The organism is Acinetobacter sp. AOR43_HL (genome assembly GCF_027854635.1).
GTDB lineage: Bacteria > Pseudomonadota > Gammaproteobacteria > Pseudomonadales > Moraxellaceae > Acinetobacter > Acinetobacter pittii.
On sequence record NZ_JAKTHX010000031.1, the window covers coordinates 1 to 15,545 of the forward strand.

Consider the following 15,545-nt stretch of genomic DNA (forward strand, 5'->3'; position numbering starts at 1 on the left):
CGTACCGGGTTTGTCGGAGACTTTTTTATTTAAGTTAGGCCACCTGACCTAACGGGTTAATCTTATCATAGTACATTGCTTCAAACTCAAAAGGCGATACATAACCCAGTGCACTGTGTACACGCTTTTTATTGAACCAATCTACCCAGTTTAGTGTCGCAAGTTGTACATCTGCTAAACCTTGCCAATCTGCTTTTAGATATTCAATCACCTCTGTTTTGTATAAGCCATTCACCGTTTCAGCCAAAGCATTATCGTATGAATCACCAGTCGTACCGACTGATGCTCGTAAATTTGCTGCTTCTAAACGATGGGTATAACGAATGGAAAGATATTGCACACCTCTGTCGGAATGATGAATCACATTCTTTGGCATGCCTCGATCATGCAATGCTTGCTCTAATGCATCGAGCACCATATCTGTATTCATTCGTGTAGATACTTTCCAGCCAACAATTGCTCGTGAGAACACATCAATAATAAAGGCGGTATAGACCCAGCCTGAATGAGTTTGAATATACGTAAAGTCACTGACCCACAGTTGGTCAGGATGATCAGCAGTAAAATTACGTTTCACTAAATCATCTGCTCGTTTTTGGTCATCTCGGCTACGGGTGGTTTGTTTGTTCTTACCTCGCCAAACACCTTGTATACCTAGCTTTTTCATTAATCGAGCAACAGTACAGCGTGCAATAATATAGCCTTCACGTTTCAGTTTTTGCCAGACTTTACGTACACCATACCGACCTGAACTTTCCTTCCAAATTCGTTTAATCTCCTCAGCATGATGCAAGTCATGTAAATCTCGCTTTGCTCGATGTTCTGGATTTTCGCAGAGATCTAGAGTCCGGTAATAGGTTGAGGGTGCGATCGGTAAAATTCTACAAATCGCCTCGACTCCGTACAGCTCTTTATTATTATGGATAAAATCCACCATTATTTGTGTGGGCGGTCGAGCTCCGCCTGGGCGAAAAAAGCGGCTGCTTTACGTAGAATCTCATTGGCGCGTTGCAGTTCTTTATTTTCACGTTCGAGTTGTTTAATACGTTCTTGATCTGAAAGCTGCTGTACTTTAACTGGATTTAGTTTATCTAAATATTTTTGATACCAAACACGTAGTGTTTCAGGAGTACAACCTATCTTGGGAGCAATAGCGGTGATCGCAGCCCAATTCGATGGATAATCTTTTTCAGATTCAATCAATAATTGAACCGCTCTTTCTCTGATTTCAGGGGTATATTTTAATTTTGTCATCGGGATAGTCTCTCAGAATATTGACTCTCCGACAAACCCGGTACCGTTCACTACGTTGAAAAGTGATATGTGCTGAAAAAAACAGGAGAAATTGTTACTTATGTTTGGGGTAAAAGAGATATAGCTATAGTCCAACGACTAAAGGAAAAGTTGAAACAGTTAAGTATTCACTATACCCGAATTTCAAGTAATCAATGGGATAGTTTTATCACTGCATTTAAAGACTGTCAGCAAAGTATTGGTAAGTTTTTCACTATAGGTATTGAGGGAAATAATTGCAAAATAAGGTATCGGATTAGATGTGTTAGTTCAGTATTGAGTGTGGCTTTAGCAAGAATACGGATATTAATGCTTCTCGCAATATTCTAGCGGTAGGACATACCACTTTGTCTGTGGAGGAAAGATGCGGTAAAGGTCGCTTTGTGAAGCAGAAAGCATGCCTAAATCCGTGAGGAAGTCGCCTAAGAGCTTTTGCTTTTAAAATCCCTGAGAAACATGTTTCGTAAAGAGTTAGTTGAAAGTGGGGGGAGTATGTTAGAAGTTTAATTTTATAAGCTATTGTAAAGATCCGGAAAGTTAATTATAGCATCCAGTTGCAGAGCCAATAGTGACTTCATTTAATCTCAGCATACTTTTTGAAACACTACCTAAATTTTTAAGGTTTATAAAAAATATTGTTCTTTTTTATACTATGGGGTACTATAGTATCAATGCTAGCAAATAAGGAGGTCTGATGCCTAATCAGGTCGAAGACAAAAAAAAGATTCTTCTACGCGTCAGAAAGATCAAAGGTCAGACACAAGCGATTGAAAAAGCGCTAGAAGACAATGTGGAATGTGGTGCGATTCTGCAACAAATATGCTCTGTGCGTGGTGCTATTAATGGTCTAATGAATGAGATGTTAGAGGTTCATTTAAAGGACACTTTAGTATCAGGTGAAACCACAGAACAACAACGAAAAGAAGAATTGGCTGAAATCGCCAAGATTCTAAAATCATATTTAAAATAGATCTGTATAAGGAATTATTCCATGAAGTCACGTGCTGCCGTTGCGTTTGGTCCTGGTCAACCTCTTCAAATTGTTGAAGTTGATGTTGCACCACCGAAGAAAGGTGAAGTATTAATCAAGATTTCCCATACCGGTGTGTGTCATACAGACGCATTTACTTTATCTGGCGATGATCCTGAAGGCGTTTTTCCGGCTATTCTCGGGCATGAAGGTGCTGGTGTCGTAGTTGAGGTTGGTGAAGGCGTGACTAGCGTCAAACCAGGTGATCATGTAATTCCACTTTACACCGCTGAATGTGGCGAGTGCCTATTCTGTAAATCTGGAAAATCGAACTTGTGTATTTCCGTTCGAGAAACTCAAGGTAGAGGCGTAATGCCAGATGGCACCACTCGTTTTTCCTACAATGGTCAACCGATTTACCACTATATGGGCTGCTCAACGTTCAGTGAATACACGGTAGTGGCAGAAGTATCATTGGCTAAAATCAATCCTGAAGCCAATCACGAACATGTCTGCTTACTAGGTTGTGGTGTAACAACGGGTATCGGTGCAGTACACAACACGGCTAAAGTACAAGAAGGTGATAGTGTTGCGGTCTTTGGTTTAGGTGGTATTGGTCTAGCAGTCGTACAAGCCGCACGTCAAGCTAAAGCAGGACGTATTATTGTGGTTGACATGAATCCAGATAAATTTGTGCTGGCAAAAGAGTTTGGCGCAACGGACTTCTTGAACCCTAAAGACTACGATAAACCAATCCAGCAAGTCATTGTCGAAATGACTGGTTGGGGTGTAGATCATTCATTTGAATGTATTGGCAACGTGAATGTAATGCGTGCAGCCCTTGAAAGTGCACACCGTGGCTGGGGACAATCTGTAATTATTGGTGTAGCTGGCGCAGGTCAAGAAATCTCTACCCGTCCATTCCAACTGGTTACTGGTCGTAAATGGCTAGGTTCTGCGTTTGGTGGCGTAAAAGGTCGTACGCAACTTCCAGGAATGGTTGAAGATGCCATGAAAGGTAAAATTCAATTAGAACCATTTGTGACACATACGATGGGCTTGGATCAGATCAATGAAGCCTTTGATCTAATGCATGAAGGTAAGTCAATTCGTACTGTAATTCATTACGAATAATTCCGTCAGACCTTATAGTTTTCCATGCATGTGCATCATGAATGACATGCATGGAATCCTCTAAAACGGCACATTATCTGTAAAACCCATCTATCTGTGTAGGCATCGTGTATAGGTTCAACAAACCTGCCTACATTTTAAATCTTAATCACTATTCTCTGTGGAGAATGACAGACTCTTTGTTTACTCGATTTCTCATGAAGTCTTGCTCAACATAGGTAATTGATTATGGAAATAATTGAGAAACATGCTTCTTTTGGTGGATCGCAAGAAGTGTATTGCCATCAGTCAACAGCATTAAACTGTTCAATGAAATTCTCAATATATCTGCCACCTCATGACAAAGATGAGCGGTTGCCAGTTTTATATTGGTTATCAGGGCTGACTTGCAACGAACAGAACTTTATTACTAAAGCCGGAGCACAAAAGTATGCGGCTGAACATAAAGTCATTATTGTTGCACCAGATACCAGCCCACGTGGAGAAGATGTACCAGATCATGCAGATTATGATTTAGGCCAAGGTGCAGGATTCTATGTGAATGCAACACAAGCACCCTGGTCACAGCATTTCAAAATGTATGATTATATTGTGGAAGAGCTCAGAAATCTGATTGACCTGAATTTTCCGACCAACCAAGTCCAAAGCATTATGGGGCATAGCATGGGTGGTCATGGTGCATTAGTCATTGGGTTAAAAAACCCTGAGCTGTATAAAAGTATTTCTGCTTTTGCACCAATTGTTGCACCTAGCCAAGTACCTTGGGGGAAAAAGGCTTTCACACACTACCTAGGTGAAAACGAAACTTTATGGAAAAGCTATGATGCGATTGAATTAATCAAAAACGCGGAAGTTCATTTACCTATTTTAGTCGATCAGGGAACAGCTGATGATTTTCTTGAAGAACAGTTAAGACCTAAGCTGCTTAGTGATATTTGTTTGGAACAAGAATATCCTCTTACACTTAACCTAAGAGAAGGGTATGACCATAGCTATTACTTCATTGCGAGCTTTATAGAGAAACATATAGAGTTTCACAGCAAATTCCTAGCAAAAAAACTTTCATAGATATGAGGATATACATGTTGTTCTTGAATGCTTCTTGAGCAATATAATCTCCAGATGAAGAGGTCAGCTTATAAATCTAAGGTAGAGTCAATTGATCCTTATATAACTAAGATTGAATTTAATCATCTCATATCTTGATTTTTGATTCAAATGTTAATGATATTAACTTGAATAAATTCATAGCATTATGTCGAAATAAAAATCTAAATTTTGGCTCAGCTATGGGAAATTTTTTTAACTTTTATACAACAAAACTTTCTGACATGCATACATTAGCAATGTCAGAATCAGTTTGAATTCTAATCAATTGTGGAGTTTTAGTCATGCTTAAAACAGCTTTATATGTGCGTCTTGAAGCTAAACCGGGTAAAGAAGAAGAAGTGGAAGCTTTCCTTAAAGCCGGTTTACCTATTGTAATGGAAGAACCTGCGACCGTTGCGTGGTTTGGCCTACGTCTTGGACCTACAACATTTGGTATTTTTGATGCATTTCCTGATGAGGCGGGTCGCCAAGCGCATTTATCTGGCAAGGTTGCAGCTGCTTTGATGGCTCAGGCCGAAGAGCTATTTTCAGAGCCACCGTCTATTGAAAAAGTAGATGTTTTGGCGAGTAAACTACCAGCTTAAACCGACGCTTAAATGTATGAGTGTGCTGCCTGAAATTTTGAATGAAAGGCAGCACTTCAACACTGTGAGGTTTGTCAGAGGCTTTTTATTCAAGTTGGGCTACTTTATTTATTGGCTTAATCTCATCGTTTACATGGGTCAATATCCAAAACAGGGTAAATAAACGAATGAATCCACATGCCTTATATTGAACCAATCTATCTAATTTAGCGCTGCATTTGTACATCTGCTAAACCTTGCCAATCTGCTTTTAAAATATTTAATCATTGCTATTTTCTATGAGCCATTCACTGTTTCAGCCAATGCGTTCATGACCATGTCAATAGTCATACGTGTTGATATCTTCCATCCAACAATCGCTCGTGAAAATACATCAATAATAAAAGTGGTATAGAACAAGCCTGAATTTGTTTAAGCATCACTCAAGTTGGCAAGCTGAAATAATTTTTTTAAAAAAATAGACGACTGGTCTATTTTTATGTATAGTTAGCACATGGTGTAGGCAAAAGCCACAGTATTGTCCAATTATTTAAAGTTTATTTGATGAATAACGGTGGCTTTTCAAATCAATTAGCTGATCATCCTAGGATAAAAATATGCTGAATTTTAACTTTTATAATCCGACCCGCATTATTTTTGGTGGCGATACAATAGCTGAAATCAATGACTATGTGCCTACAGAAGCAAAAGTGTTAATGTTATTTGGTGGTGAAAGTGCACGTAAGAATGGTACTTTAGCTGAAGTGCGTGAAGCATTAGGTGCAAGAGAAATTCATGAATTTGGCGGAATTGAGCCGAATCCGAGTTATGAAACCCTCATGAAAGCTGTAGAGCTGATTCGAGAACAAAAGATTGATTTCTTGATGGCTGTCGGTGGTGGATCGGTAATTGATGGTACTAAATTTATTGCAGCAGCAGTCAATTATACAGGGGATACATGGGAGATTTTAGAAACCCATGGTACTAAAATTACTCAAGCTTTGCCTTTTGCGAGTGTACTCACCCTTCCGGCAACTGGTTCAGAAATGAATAGCGGTGGTGTAGTAACCAGAAAATCGACCCAAGCCAAATTGTCATTTAGCAGTCCCTATGTTTTTCCGCAATTTTCCGTACTAGATCCGAATAAAAGCTTTAGCTTGCCGACGCGCCAGTTGGCTAATGGCGTGGTGGATGCATTTGTTCATGTCATTGAACAGTACTTAACTTACCCTGTGAATGCACAAGTACAAGATCGTTTTGCCGAAGGTCTATTGCAAACTCTGATTGAGATTGGACCGAAAATCTTGGAAGATTCAGCAGATTATGACACGCGTGCGAATTTGATGTGGTCTGCTAGCATGGCACTGAATGGGCTGATTGGAGCTGGTGTACCACAAGATTGGTCAACCCATTTGATTGGACATGAGCTCACGGCTTTACATGGTATTGATCATGCTCGTACCTTGGCCATTGTGTTGCCGGCCAATCTACAAGTGCGTCGTCAAGAGAAGCGAGAAAAATTACTACAGTATGCAGCTCGTGTCTGGCAGATTGTCGAAGGTGATGAAGAACAACGTATTGATACGGCTATTGCTCGTACTCGAGCCTTCTTTGAGCAACTTGGATTGCCGACTCGTCTTAGCGATTATGGACTGGGGGAGACAGATATTGAGATCATCATTACGCAACTTAAATCACACAATCTGACACGGCTAGGCGAACACAAAAATGTTTCATTAGAGATCAGTCGCCAAATTCTTGCGACGAGCATCTAAATAAGCTATCTGGCATGCTCACGCCACACAGCAAGTGATCATGCAACAATGCTCCTCAATCATGAAAATTATCGGAGAAATAACATGAAAATTTTAGTCGTTTTAACCTCACATGATCAACTTGGCAATACTGGTAAGAAAACAGGTTTCTGGCTAGAAGAACTTGCTGCACCGTATTACACCTTTATTGACTCTGGTGCTGAAGTTACGCTGGCGTCGCCTCAAGGTGGGCAGCCACCACTAGATCCTAAAAGTAATTTAGCCGATGCGCAAACTGAAGCCACTCATCGTTTTGAAGCTGATCCAACTGCAATGCAAGCATTGGCACAGACGCATAAACTTAGCGAAATTTCTGTAGCTGATTATGATGCGGTGTTTTATCCAGGCGGGCATGGTCCATTGTGGGATTTAGCAGAAGATCCGATTTCAATTTCTCTGATTGAACAGGCGATTCAGTCTGGCAAACCTGTTGCAGCAGTGTGTCATGCCCCAGGTGTTCTTCGTCATGTGAAAGCGAGTAATGGAGCGCCTTTAGTCAGCGGTAAATTAGTCACTGGTTTTAGCAATACTGAGGAGGCTGCTGTAGGCTTGACTGAAATTGTACCATTTTTAGTCGAAGACATGCTTAAAGAAAATGGTGGTCATTATTCTAAAGTAGATGATTGGCAAGTACATGTTCAAGTAGATGGCTTGCTGGTTACTGGACAAAATCCAGCCTCTTCTGCTGCAACTGCTACAGCATTACTTCAATTGTTGAAATAAAGAGTAGCTAGCGTCTGTTGTGGTGCTTAGCAGTGAATAACTTCTGACTCTGAGCAACGGGTGCAATAAGCAAAATAACCCTCACTTAATGGTGGAGGGTCTGAGTTAATAGCTTTCTTTCCTTTATTTTTCTATATACAGGAAGGAAGGGTATTTTTTAATTTAGATCAATTAAGTCATGATTACTTGGATACAATGAAATGAAAGACAGCATACTTTTTCAAAACTTAAGCTTAGGCCCTTATGTTTTGCGAAACCGTATTGTATTGCCACCATTAACGCGGTCGCGCAGTACTCAGCCAGGGAATATTCCAAATGAACTGATGGCAACCTATTATCAACAGCGTGCCGGGGCAGGATTTATGGTCACCGAAGGTACGCAAATCGAGCCACGTGGTCAAGGCTATGCTTGGACTCCCGGTATTTACAGCCCTGAACAGATTGCTGGATGGCGTAAAGTGACTGAAGCAGTGCATGCTAAAGGAGGCATTATTTTTGCACAACTTTGGCATGTTGGGCGTGTTTCACATACATCTTTGCAACCTAATCATGCATCACCGGTCGCACCCTCGGCTATTAGGGCTGATAGTAATGTTAAAGTGTTTATTGAGACCGGGCCTAATGCTGGGACCTTGGCTGATCCTTCAATGCCACGTGCTTTAAGCAATGCAGAAGTTAAAGAATTAGTGCAACTCTATGCTCAAGCAGCACGCAATGCCTTGGCTGCTGGTTTTGATGGAGTTGAAATTCATTGTGCAAATGGTTATTTGGTGAATCAATTTATCTCTGCACATAGTAACCACCGTGAAGATGAATATGGTGGATCACTAAACAATCGTTTGCGTTTTTTACGTGAAGTAGTAGAGGCAGTTGCTGAGGTGGTTGGTGCAGATCGTTTAGGAGTGCGTTTTGCCCCGCTATTTGAAAGTACAGAGGAAGATCGTGTTTACATAGGGTTGGTTGAAGATGATCCACATGTGACTTATATTGAAGCCATAAAAATACTTGAAGAAGTTGGGATTGCCTATTTATCGATTGCAGAAGCTGATTGGGATAATGCACCAGAACTTCCTCATGATTTTCGTAGAGATGTCAGAGACACTTTCAGTGGTCGGATTATTTATGCAGGTCGATATACGGCAGAAAGAGGGACTCGAATTTTAGAGGCAGGACTGGCCGATTTAATTGCATTTGGACGCCCATTTATTGCGAATCCAGATTTACCCGATCGCATCGCCAATGGCTGGCCATTGAATCCAGTAGATGCAAGCACTATGTATGGTGGGACAGAAAAAGGCTATATTGATTATCCAGCTTACGCAGATTAGTATTGACTAAGTGAGTTATTTTGCCAACCTTTGTGGTTGGCAAAATAAGGACTTAGGATTGCTGTTGCCAGCATAAATTCTTCTTAAAACAAATTCTTAAAATTTTTTAGCTGTGTAATGAGCCAACCTGCCAGTGGGAAAGAAATCAGTTGCGTTACTGGCACTAATACTATGACTTCAATCAACACCATCATCGGGAAACTTTGATGCTGAGTAATTGGCTTTAATAAAGTGAGTACCAGTAATAGTGTGGGATATAAGCCTAAATATCCGACTAAAATACGAGTCATGAGGGCTTTAGAAGGAGAATTCATTGTGCGCTATACTCATGGATTGTAAATTGATCTAATAGCAACACATTAATAAGTAATCATTGGGCTGCTGTCATTAATTATGTAATTGATATTTAATCTAATTTTTACGAAACTTCACTTTTTAATAGAAATTTAGTTGCTCTCAGAGCTTGATGTAATGGTGTTTTATCTTTTTGCAACTTACTCAGTAATGCTGCACCTAACCACATTTGGTAAAGTACTTGTGCCAAAGTCGAGGCCTCAGTATCTGCTTGGATAGACTGATCCTGTTTTCCCAAATCAATTAAACCAGCAATACGCTCGATTACATCATCCACGCCAGCGGACATAATGGAGCGCATATCTTCAGATAGATCGGCAACTTCTGCGGCAAGTTTCACAATTAAACAACTATCCGCCCAACCACACTGTGTTTCAGGATCTTCTATCCATAAATTAAAATACTCAATCAGCTTTTGATAAGGAGATTTATCGCTACGCCATACATCATTTAAACGGACTTGGTAATTATCCACATAATGCTGTACCAATTCACATCCGAAAGCTTCCTTGGATTGGAAATAATGATAAAACGAGCCTTTGGGGATCTCACAGCTCTGTAAAATTTCCTGTAATCCTACACCAGTAAAACCTTTATGCAAAATCAGGTCTGAACTGGTGTTAAGAATGTGTAAGCGCTTCGCTTCAGACTTTTTAATAGGATTAGGCTTCATATTAATTATTTACTCTATTACAAAAAATAGACCAGTCGTATTGTTTTTTATTATAACTCCTCTACAATGGATGTAAAGAAATTTTAATCATAATTTTTGATTGTGAAGGGAAGTAATTCTAAATAAAACATGGAGTTATGTGTGTGAAAACAGTTATTAATCAACGCATCGTTTTAGCTAAACGGCCAGTGGGTGAGCCAAAACACAGCGATTTTCGTATTGAACAAGTTGAGCTCAATGAACTTAAACAAGGCGAGATATTGTTAAAAACCATTTACTTGTCACTCGATCCTTATATGCGTGGTCGCATGAGCGATGCTCCTTCATATGCAGCACCGGTTGAAATTGGCGAAGTGATGGTCGGTGGAACAGTCAGTCAAGTAGTGGCCTCTAAAAACCCAAAATTCAAAGAAGGCGAGTGGGTTTTTTCAGGAAATGGCTGGCAGGGCTACGCAATTTCTAATGGGACTGCATGTCAAAGCTTAGGTATGCAACCTGAACATCCATCTTGGGCATTGGGTATTTTGGGAATGCCAGGATTTACTGCTTATATGGGGTTGTTGGACATTGGTCAGCCTAAAGCCGGTGAAACTTTAGTCGTTGCAGCTGCAACGGGACCTGTTGGTGCTACGGTTGGACAGATTGGCAAACTTAAAGGTTGTCGCGTGGTTGGCGTCGCAGGTGGGCCTGAAAAATGCCGTTATGCAGTAGAAGAACTCGGCTTCGACGCTTGTATCAATCATCATGATGAAAATTTTGCAGAACAATTACAACAAGCAGTTCCGAACGGTATTGATATTTATTATGAGAATGTAGGGGGTAAAGTGTTTGATGCGGTATGGCCATTGCTTAACTCTGCGGCACGTGTACCGGTGTGTGGTGTGGTTTCCCAGTATAACGCTACCGAGCAAGTACAAGGGCTAGACCGTTTACCGGGCTTTATTTCCACCCTTTTAAAAAAGCGTATTCGCATGCAAGGCTTTATTATTTTTGATGATTATGGCAGTCAGTATCCGGAATTCTATCAGCAAATGTTTGAATGGTTGAAAGACGGAAAAATCAAATATAAAGAGCATATGGTGCAAGGTTTAGATAACACGATCAATGCTTTCAATGGTATGTTGAAAGGCGAAAACTTTGGCAAAGTGGTTGTAAAAATTTAAAAAAATAGGAATTATCATGATTAAACTACATCATTTAGATCAATCACGTTCTTTTCGCATTTTGTGGTTACTTGAAGAAATCAAGCAGCCCTATGAGCTGAAACGCTATTATCGTGACTCAAGCACGCATTTGGCCCCTGAATCTTTAAAAACCATCCATCCTTTAGGGAAATCTCCAGTATTGGAATGGGATGGCAAAGTTATTGCAGAGTCAGGCGCAATCGTTGAGTTATTAATTCAGAAACTTGCGCCGCATTTAGCACCAGATATGGATGAATCTACTTATGTCGATTATCTACAGTGGATTCATTTCTCAGAAAGCTCTGCCATGCTGCCATTTTTGTTAAAAACGTTTAATGCGATAGAAACCAAGCAAGGTACGAAGTTGGTATTTCTAGAAAATTATACTCAAGTTGAGTTCGATAAGGTATTTGGCCATTTAAATGAATATTTAAAAGATAAAGAATTTCTAGTGGCAGACCGTTTAACCGGTGCTGACTTTATGATGGGCTTTGGACTACATGCTTTAGTTTATCATATGGGACAAGGTGAAAATTATCCCCATATCCAACGTTATGTAGCAGGTTTAAGCCAACTACCTAGCTGGCAAGTCGCAGTACAAATTGAACAAAATGGTGTGAAAAGTCAAAAATAGCAAAATTGTTTTTTTAACGCAATTGAGAAAAAGAATCATGATTGACAAGTACATATGATTATAAAATAACCTGACACTTATTTAAAGTAAACGCCTAATGAATTTCATCGGGCGTTCTCTATTTTAAAGATAAGGAATTACCATTATTTAAGACAAGTTTCGCCTATTCTTTCACTGCAAATTCCTATCAAAAGAGCTTGAATATCACGACGGTTACGTTGAAAGATATAATCAACTTTTGAAAGAAAAGTGACTAACGCACAGCAACATTAAATTATTCCTTGGGGTATTAAACAAGTAATCTATATCATTTTAATAACATAAACACATATGCGTAAAAATCACGCCCCGCTTAACTGGCAATAGTTTTTGAACCCTCGTATAAAAGCTTAAAAGAATCTAGCAAGTCTTTATTTAATGTTAATACTCATCCAGTATTGAGGTTTTTTATCTTTTCTTGCCTGTGATCTAGGTTGTAATACTCTAATTTCATACTCACCTGAAGCAGGTAAAATATAAATACCATTATCATCAAGCTCTGGAGAATATTCTCCAATATTGATGGAGTCTTTTAATTGATTACCCCGTAAGTAAGCTTCAACATTTCCTCCAGTCAACTTCACTTTTAACTTTTGCCCTTTTTTAGCATAAAATTTGTAGGAATCATACTTGTATCCCTCTATCCTTCCGTAATAATTTGCAGAGTAAGCTTTTTTTGCAAACTTAACTACAACAGTCTTTCGTATATCATTGTTATCATTTGCAAGTACGGCTGGGCTAAGCATAGTTAAAGTTAGGGCCATAAAAGCACCAGCTAGTAATTTCGTATTCGCTATTTTCATAAGGTTACCTTAATTCTTGTATCGCCCCTGACATAGTAACATAAGTAATAAGTAACCATGAATCATGGAACAGAACTGTGAATAGTCATAACATAGAGTTGCACTTCAAATGCTAATTTAAGACTTGCGAAATCAATGGTTAATTAATTGGTCACTAAGGAATAGCCAATCTAGATATAAAGTTTATTTAACAAATACTTATAAAAATATATGATGCGTATCATACGCATCATATATAAAGCGTTCTATTTTGATATAATTGATCCAATCAACCCCTTATTAGGTTTCATTTAAATTCCATGAGTCTTACTGATATTAAAGTTCGCCAAGCTCATTGCAAGGAAAAAACCTGTTTTTTATCCGATGAAGATGGGCTTAGCCTGAAGATTGAGCCGAGTGGAAGAAAATCTTGGTGCTATCGCTATACAGATCCACAAACTAAAAAACGTCGACGCATTCAGTTAGGTCTTTATCCTGATTTATCGCTGAAAAAGGCACGACAAGTCAGAGATGACTTTAAAGACAATAATTTCTGTTTTGAACATGATACTGCCTCTAATCTTATCACCTTTGGTAAGGTCGGGGAGGAGTGGTTACAGTTCAAACTGAAGAATGCCTTCAACGATCTACCCCGCTGTGGTGTACTACAGTTAGCAGAAAGATGCTTACAGCAAGATATTTATCCAGACCTTCAGGATTTACCTTTTCAAAACATCAAGCGCTATGACCTGGTTTCAGTAATCAAAAAAATAGAGGGACGCCAAGTAAAAGAACCTGTCAAAAAAGCTTGTAGTTATTTGAACCAAATTTATGACTACGCTGTAGCGATGGGTTATTGTGAGTTCAACATCGCTCATGGTTTAAATAAAATCACCATTAACAGCAAAATCAAGAAAAATTATCCGTATTTGAAAGCGGAGGAAATATCTGATTTTAAGAATAAATTACAAAAATTGGATGCCCATCCCATTATTAAAAAAGCACTGATGTTCAAATTACATACTGGCGTGAGAGGGGCCGAATTGTTATTGGCTGAGCCTCATCATTTTGATTTAAATGAAAAAATCTGGAAAATACCTGCCTTGCATATTAAACAGTTTCGACGAAAAGTTATATTAGGCCATGAGATTCCAGATTTTTTAGTTCCACTTTCAAATCAGGCTTTAGAGATTTTGAAAGACGTCATGCAGTGGTCATACGGTGAAAAATACCTTTTTGCTAGCCCTCGCAAACACAATCAACCGATTCATTTTAATACTCTAAATATGGCCATACGTAAGATGGGGTATGGCAAACATCAACTATCTTCTCATGGATTACGTTCTACTTTTAGTACCATTTTGAATGACTCAGGTTTGTTCCAAGATAATTGGATTGAGGCACAACTTTCACATATTGATAAGAACCGTACCCGTGCCAGCTATAATCACGCTGACTATTTAGCTCAACGGACTGAAATGATGCAGTGGTGGGGTGATTATTTAAGTACTAGTAAGTGAAAATCGTACTTTTATACATAAACTTAAAACATGATGGGGTGTTAAATGGATAGTAAACAATATACTTACCGTGTTAAATGGTCAGCTGAAGATAATGGGTATGTTGGAGCCTGTAAATTATTTTGTGTAAGTTCCATTTTTTATAAATGATCTTTTAATCGATCATCGAACTGAATCGTAAACCAATTCATTGCTAAACGCCAATTTTGAATTGGCATCGTCCATTTCTTCGCAGCATTTGATGTTGCTAAGTAAATGACCTTCTTTACTGAGTCATCAGATGAAAAGATTTTCCTTTTCTTCGTTGAATGGCGTATTACGCTATTCAACGACTCAATCGCATTTGTTGTATAAATTGCATGACGTATTTCGGCTGGATAGCTAAAGATCGTTCGGATATTTTCCCAATTGGCCCGCCAGGATTCTCCAATTTTGGGATACTGGTGATTCCATTGATCACAGAAGATGTCTAGGGATTTTAAAGCATTTTCCTCTGTACTTGCCTGATAAATCGCTTTCAGACCCGACGTAACAGCTTTGTAGTCTTTCCAGCTTACAAATCTCAGGCTATTGCGTACAACATGCACGATACACAGTTGAATATCAGTATGAGGGTAAACAGAGGCTATCGCGTCAGGGAAGCCTTTTAATCCATCTACACAGGCAACAAGAATGTCCTGTACTCCTCGATTTTTTAGCTCTGTCATGACTGACAGCCAGAATTTGGCACCTTCTGTCTGAGCAATCCACATACCCAGTAATTCTTTTTGCCCATCCATATTGATGCCTAAAGCAAGGTATACGGACTTGTTAATCACATTGGAGTGCTGACGGACTTTGACAACAATACAGTCAAGATAGACAACAGGATAAAGGCTATCTAAGGCTCTATTTTGCCACTCAGTCACTTGCTCAATCACAGCATCGGTAACTTTGCTGATGAGAGATGCTGACACATCGGCATCGTACATTTCTTTGAAGAAGGCTACAATTTCCCTATTAGTCATTCCTTTTGCATACAGTGAGAGGATTTGGTCATCCATACTGGTGATGCGTGTTTGGTGCTTTTTGATAATTTGTGGCTCAAATGAACCTTCTCGATCACGGGGAATATCTAAAGCCAGTTGTCCATCTTGAGTTGTAATGGTTTTAGAACTAAACCCATTACGGCTATTTGAGCCTTTCTTGGGCTGATGCTTTTCATAACCGAGATGGTCTGAAAGTTCAGTATTGAGTGCAGTTTCAATCATGAATTTTTTAAAGACTGCTGTCATTTGGTTTAAGTCTTCTGGTGTTTTTAGACCTTTAGCCAATTCGGCAGCCATACTTTTGATTGTTGCTTCATCCATGTGAAGTACCTTTTGTAATTATCCTCTGAAGGATAAATGAAAATTAAGTACTTACACAAAATTTAGAACAGTCCC

The 15,545-nt window shown here is 39.2% G+C and carries 15 protein-coding genes, 3 pseudogenes and 1 other annotated feature; of the genes and pseudogenes, 12 read left to right on the plus strand and 6 right to left on the minus strand.

The window, feature by feature from the left end:
• Window positions 1-34: 34 nt before the first annotated feature.
• Window positions 35-1,254 (minus strand): IS3 family transposase gene (locus MKL33_RS15090; protein WP_103270969.1). Its coding sequence is split into 2 segments (ribosomal slippage): window positions 35-978 and window positions 978-1,254, totalling 1,221 coding nucleotides; the frame shifts between segments, so codons are not numbered across the junction.
• Window positions 863-979, minus strand: a sequence feature (AL1L pseudoknot). It overlaps the preceding gene by 117 nt.
• 75 nt (window positions 1,255-1,329) lie before the next feature.
• On the opposite strand from MKL33_RS15090, the pseudogene MKL33_RS15095 reads away from it, so the two are divergent.
• The 6 genes and pseudogenes from MKL33_RS15095 to MKL33_RS15115 all read left to right on the plus strand — a co-directional run.
• Window positions 1,330-1,554: pseudogene (locus MKL33_RS15095) on the plus strand (IS1 family transposase); the annotation flags it as partial.
• Between the two features lie 14 nt (window positions 1,555-1,568).
• A pseudogene (locus MKL33_RS20700) lies at window positions 1,569-1,719 on the plus strand (RNA-guided endonuclease InsQ/TnpB family protein); the annotation flags it as partial.
• A gap of 268 nt (window positions 1,720-1,987) precedes the next feature.
• Complete coding sequence (locus tag MKL33_RS15100; protein WP_001133624.1) at window positions 1,988-2,263, plus strand: metal/formaldehyde-sensitive transcriptional repressor; 276 nt, start codon at window positions 1,988-1,990, stop codon at window positions 2,261-2,263.
• A gap of 21 nt (window positions 2,264-2,284) precedes the next feature.
• Complete coding sequence (locus MKL33_RS15105; RefSeq protein ID WP_000842147.1) at window positions 2,285-3,397, plus strand: S-(hydroxymethyl)glutathione dehydrogenase/class III alcohol dehydrogenase; 1,113 nt, start codon at window positions 2,285-2,287, stop codon at window positions 3,395-3,397.
• Between the two features lie 228 nt (window positions 3,398-3,625).
• Window positions 3,626-4,465 carry an S-formylglutathione hydrolase gene (gene fghA, locus MKL33_RS15110; protein ID WP_000402508.1) on the plus strand — a complete coding sequence of 280 codons (840 nt, stop codon included), beginning with the start codon at window positions 3,626-3,628 and terminating at the stop codon, window positions 4,463-4,465.
• Window positions 4,466-4,788: 323 nt separating this feature from the next.
• Window positions 4,789-5,091, plus strand: coding sequence for a putative quinol monooxygenase (locus tag MKL33_RS15115; protein ID WP_000920559.1), 303 nt, complete (start codon window positions 4,789-4,791; stop codon window positions 5,089-5,091).
• An 85-nt stretch (window positions 5,092-5,176) separates the two neighbouring features.
• Here the strand turns inward: MKL33_RS15115 and MKL33_RS15120 are convergent.
• Window positions 5,177-5,502 (minus strand): annotated as a pseudogene (locus tag MKL33_RS15120) (IS3 family transposase); the annotation flags it as partial.
• A gap of 185 nt (window positions 5,503-5,687) precedes the next feature.
• On the opposite strand from MKL33_RS15120, the gene MKL33_RS15125 reads away from it, so the two are divergent.
• From MKL33_RS15125 to MKL33_RS15135, 3 genes are all read left to right on the plus strand, one after another.
• Window positions 5,688-6,845, plus strand: coding sequence for an iron-containing alcohol dehydrogenase (locus MKL33_RS15125; protein WP_000931662.1), 1,158 nt, complete (start codon window positions 5,688-5,690; stop codon window positions 6,843-6,845).
• Window positions 6,846-6,929: 84 nt separating this feature from the next.
• Window positions 6,930-7,607, plus strand: coding sequence for a type 1 glutamine amidotransferase domain-containing protein (locus MKL33_RS15130; protein ID WP_000699624.1), 678 nt, complete (start codon window positions 6,930-6,932; stop codon window positions 7,605-7,607).
• A gap of 200 nt (window positions 7,608-7,807) precedes the next feature.
• Window positions 7,808-8,935 (plus strand): alkene reductase, encoded by a 1,128-nt coding sequence (locus tag MKL33_RS15135; protein ID WP_000655271.1) that lies wholly within the window; start codon window positions 7,808-7,810, stop codon window positions 8,933-8,935.
• 83 nt (window positions 8,936-9,018) lie between these two features.
• Here MKL33_RS15135 and MKL33_RS15140 read toward each other — a convergent pair whose 3' ends face one another.
• Window positions 9,019-9,249, minus strand: a complete 231-nt coding sequence (locus MKL33_RS15140) for a hypothetical protein (RefSeq protein ID WP_001087973.1) — start codon at window positions 9,247-9,249, stop codon at window positions 9,019-9,021.
• 104 nt (window positions 9,250-9,353) lie between these two features.
• The gene (locus MKL33_RS15145; protein ID WP_000804053.1) at window positions 9,354-9,962 is read right to left on the minus strand and encodes a TetR/AcrR family transcriptional regulator; all 609 of its coding nucleotides are present in this window, start codon (window positions 9,960-9,962) and stop codon (window positions 9,354-9,356) included.
• Between the two features lie 143 nt (window positions 9,963-10,105).
• On the opposite strand from MKL33_RS15145, the gene MKL33_RS15150 reads away from it, so the two are divergent.
• Together MKL33_RS15150 and MKL33_RS15155 are read left to right on the plus strand one after the other, a co-directional pair.
• The gene (locus tag MKL33_RS15150; protein WP_000859511.1) at window positions 10,106-11,125 is read left to right on the plus strand and encodes an NADP-dependent oxidoreductase; all 1,020 of its coding nucleotides are present in this window, start codon (window positions 10,106-10,108) and stop codon (window positions 11,123-11,125) included.
• Between the two features lie 16 nt (window positions 11,126-11,141).
• Complete coding sequence (locus MKL33_RS15155; RefSeq protein ID WP_000593330.1) at window positions 11,142-11,780, plus strand: glutathione S-transferase family protein; 639 nt, start codon at window positions 11,142-11,144, stop codon at window positions 11,778-11,780.
• 410 nt (window positions 11,781-12,190) lie between these two features.
• Here the strand turns inward: MKL33_RS15155 and MKL33_RS15160 are convergent, their stop codons facing one another.
• Entirely contained in the window at window positions 12,191-12,622 is a 432-nt protein-coding gene (locus MKL33_RS15160; protein WP_000684950.1) for a PPC domain-containing protein, read from the minus strand.
• A 299-nt stretch (window positions 12,623-12,921) separates the two neighbouring features.
• On the opposite strand from MKL33_RS15160, the gene MKL33_RS15165 reads away from it, so the two are divergent.
• Entirely contained in the window at window positions 12,922-14,121 is a 1,200-nt protein-coding gene (locus MKL33_RS15165) for a tyrosine-type recombinase/integrase (protein ID WP_000059636.1), read from the plus strand.
• A 140-nt stretch (window positions 14,122-14,261) separates the two neighbouring features.
• Here the strand turns inward: MKL33_RS15165 and MKL33_RS15170 are convergent, their stop codons facing one another.
• The gene (locus MKL33_RS15170) at window positions 14,262-15,470 is read right to left on the minus strand and encodes an IS256-like element ISAba26 family transposase (protein ID WP_000343018.1); all 1,209 of its coding nucleotides are present in this window, start codon (window positions 15,468-15,470) and stop codon (window positions 14,262-14,264) included.
• Between the last annotated feature and the right edge of the window lie 75 nt (window positions 15,471-15,545).

Bases quoted from the DNA above. Each gene is read 5' to 3' on its own strand.
- MKL33_RS15165 (WP_000059636.1), top strand. From the start codon at position 12,922: ATGAGTCTTACTGATATTAAAGTTCGCCAAGCTCATTGCAAGGAAAAA.
- MKL33_RS15130 (WP_000699624.1), top strand. From the start codon at position 6,930: ATGAAAATTTTAGTCGTTTTAACCTCACATGATCAACTTGGCAATACT.
- MKL33_RS15155 (WP_000593330.1), top strand. From the start codon at position 11,142: ATGATTAAACTACATCATTTAGATCAATCACGTTCTTTTCGCATTTTG.
- fghA (WP_000402508.1), top strand. From the start codon at position 3,626: ATGGAAATAATTGAGAAACATGCTTCTTTTGGTGGATCGCAAGAAGTG.
- MKL33_RS15170 (WP_000343018.1), bottom strand. From the start codon at position 15,470: ATGGATGAAGCAACAATCAAAAGTATGGCTGCCGAATTGGCTAAAGGT.
- MKL33_RS15125 (WP_000931662.1), top strand. From the start codon at position 5,688: ATGCTGAATTTTAACTTTTATAATCCGACCCGCATTATTTTTGGTGGC.
- MKL33_RS15115 (WP_000920559.1), top strand. From the start codon at position 4,789: ATGCTTAAAACAGCTTTATATGTGCGTCTTGAAGCTAAACCGGGTAAA.
- MKL33_RS15140 (WP_001087973.1), bottom strand. From the start codon at position 9,249: ATGAATTCTCCTTCTAAAGCCCTCATGACTCGTATTTTAGTCGGATAT.
- MKL33_RS15100 (WP_001133624.1), top strand. From the start codon at position 1,988: ATGCCTAATCAGGTCGAAGACAAAAAAAAGATTCTTCTACGCGTCAGA.
- MKL33_RS15105 (WP_000842147.1), top strand. From the start codon at position 2,285: ATGAAGTCACGTGCTGCCGTTGCGTTTGGTCCTGGTCAACCTCTTCAA.
- MKL33_RS15135 (WP_000655271.1), top strand. From the start codon at position 7,808: ATGAAAGACAGCATACTTTTTCAAAACTTAAGCTTAGGCCCTTATGTT.
- MKL33_RS15160 (WP_000684950.1), bottom strand. From the start codon at position 12,622: ATGAAAATAGCGAATACGAAATTACTAGCTGGTGCTTTTATGGCCCTA.
- MKL33_RS15145 (WP_000804053.1), bottom strand. From the start codon at position 9,962: ATGAAGCCTAATCCTATTAAAAAGTCTGAAGCGAAGCGCTTACACATT.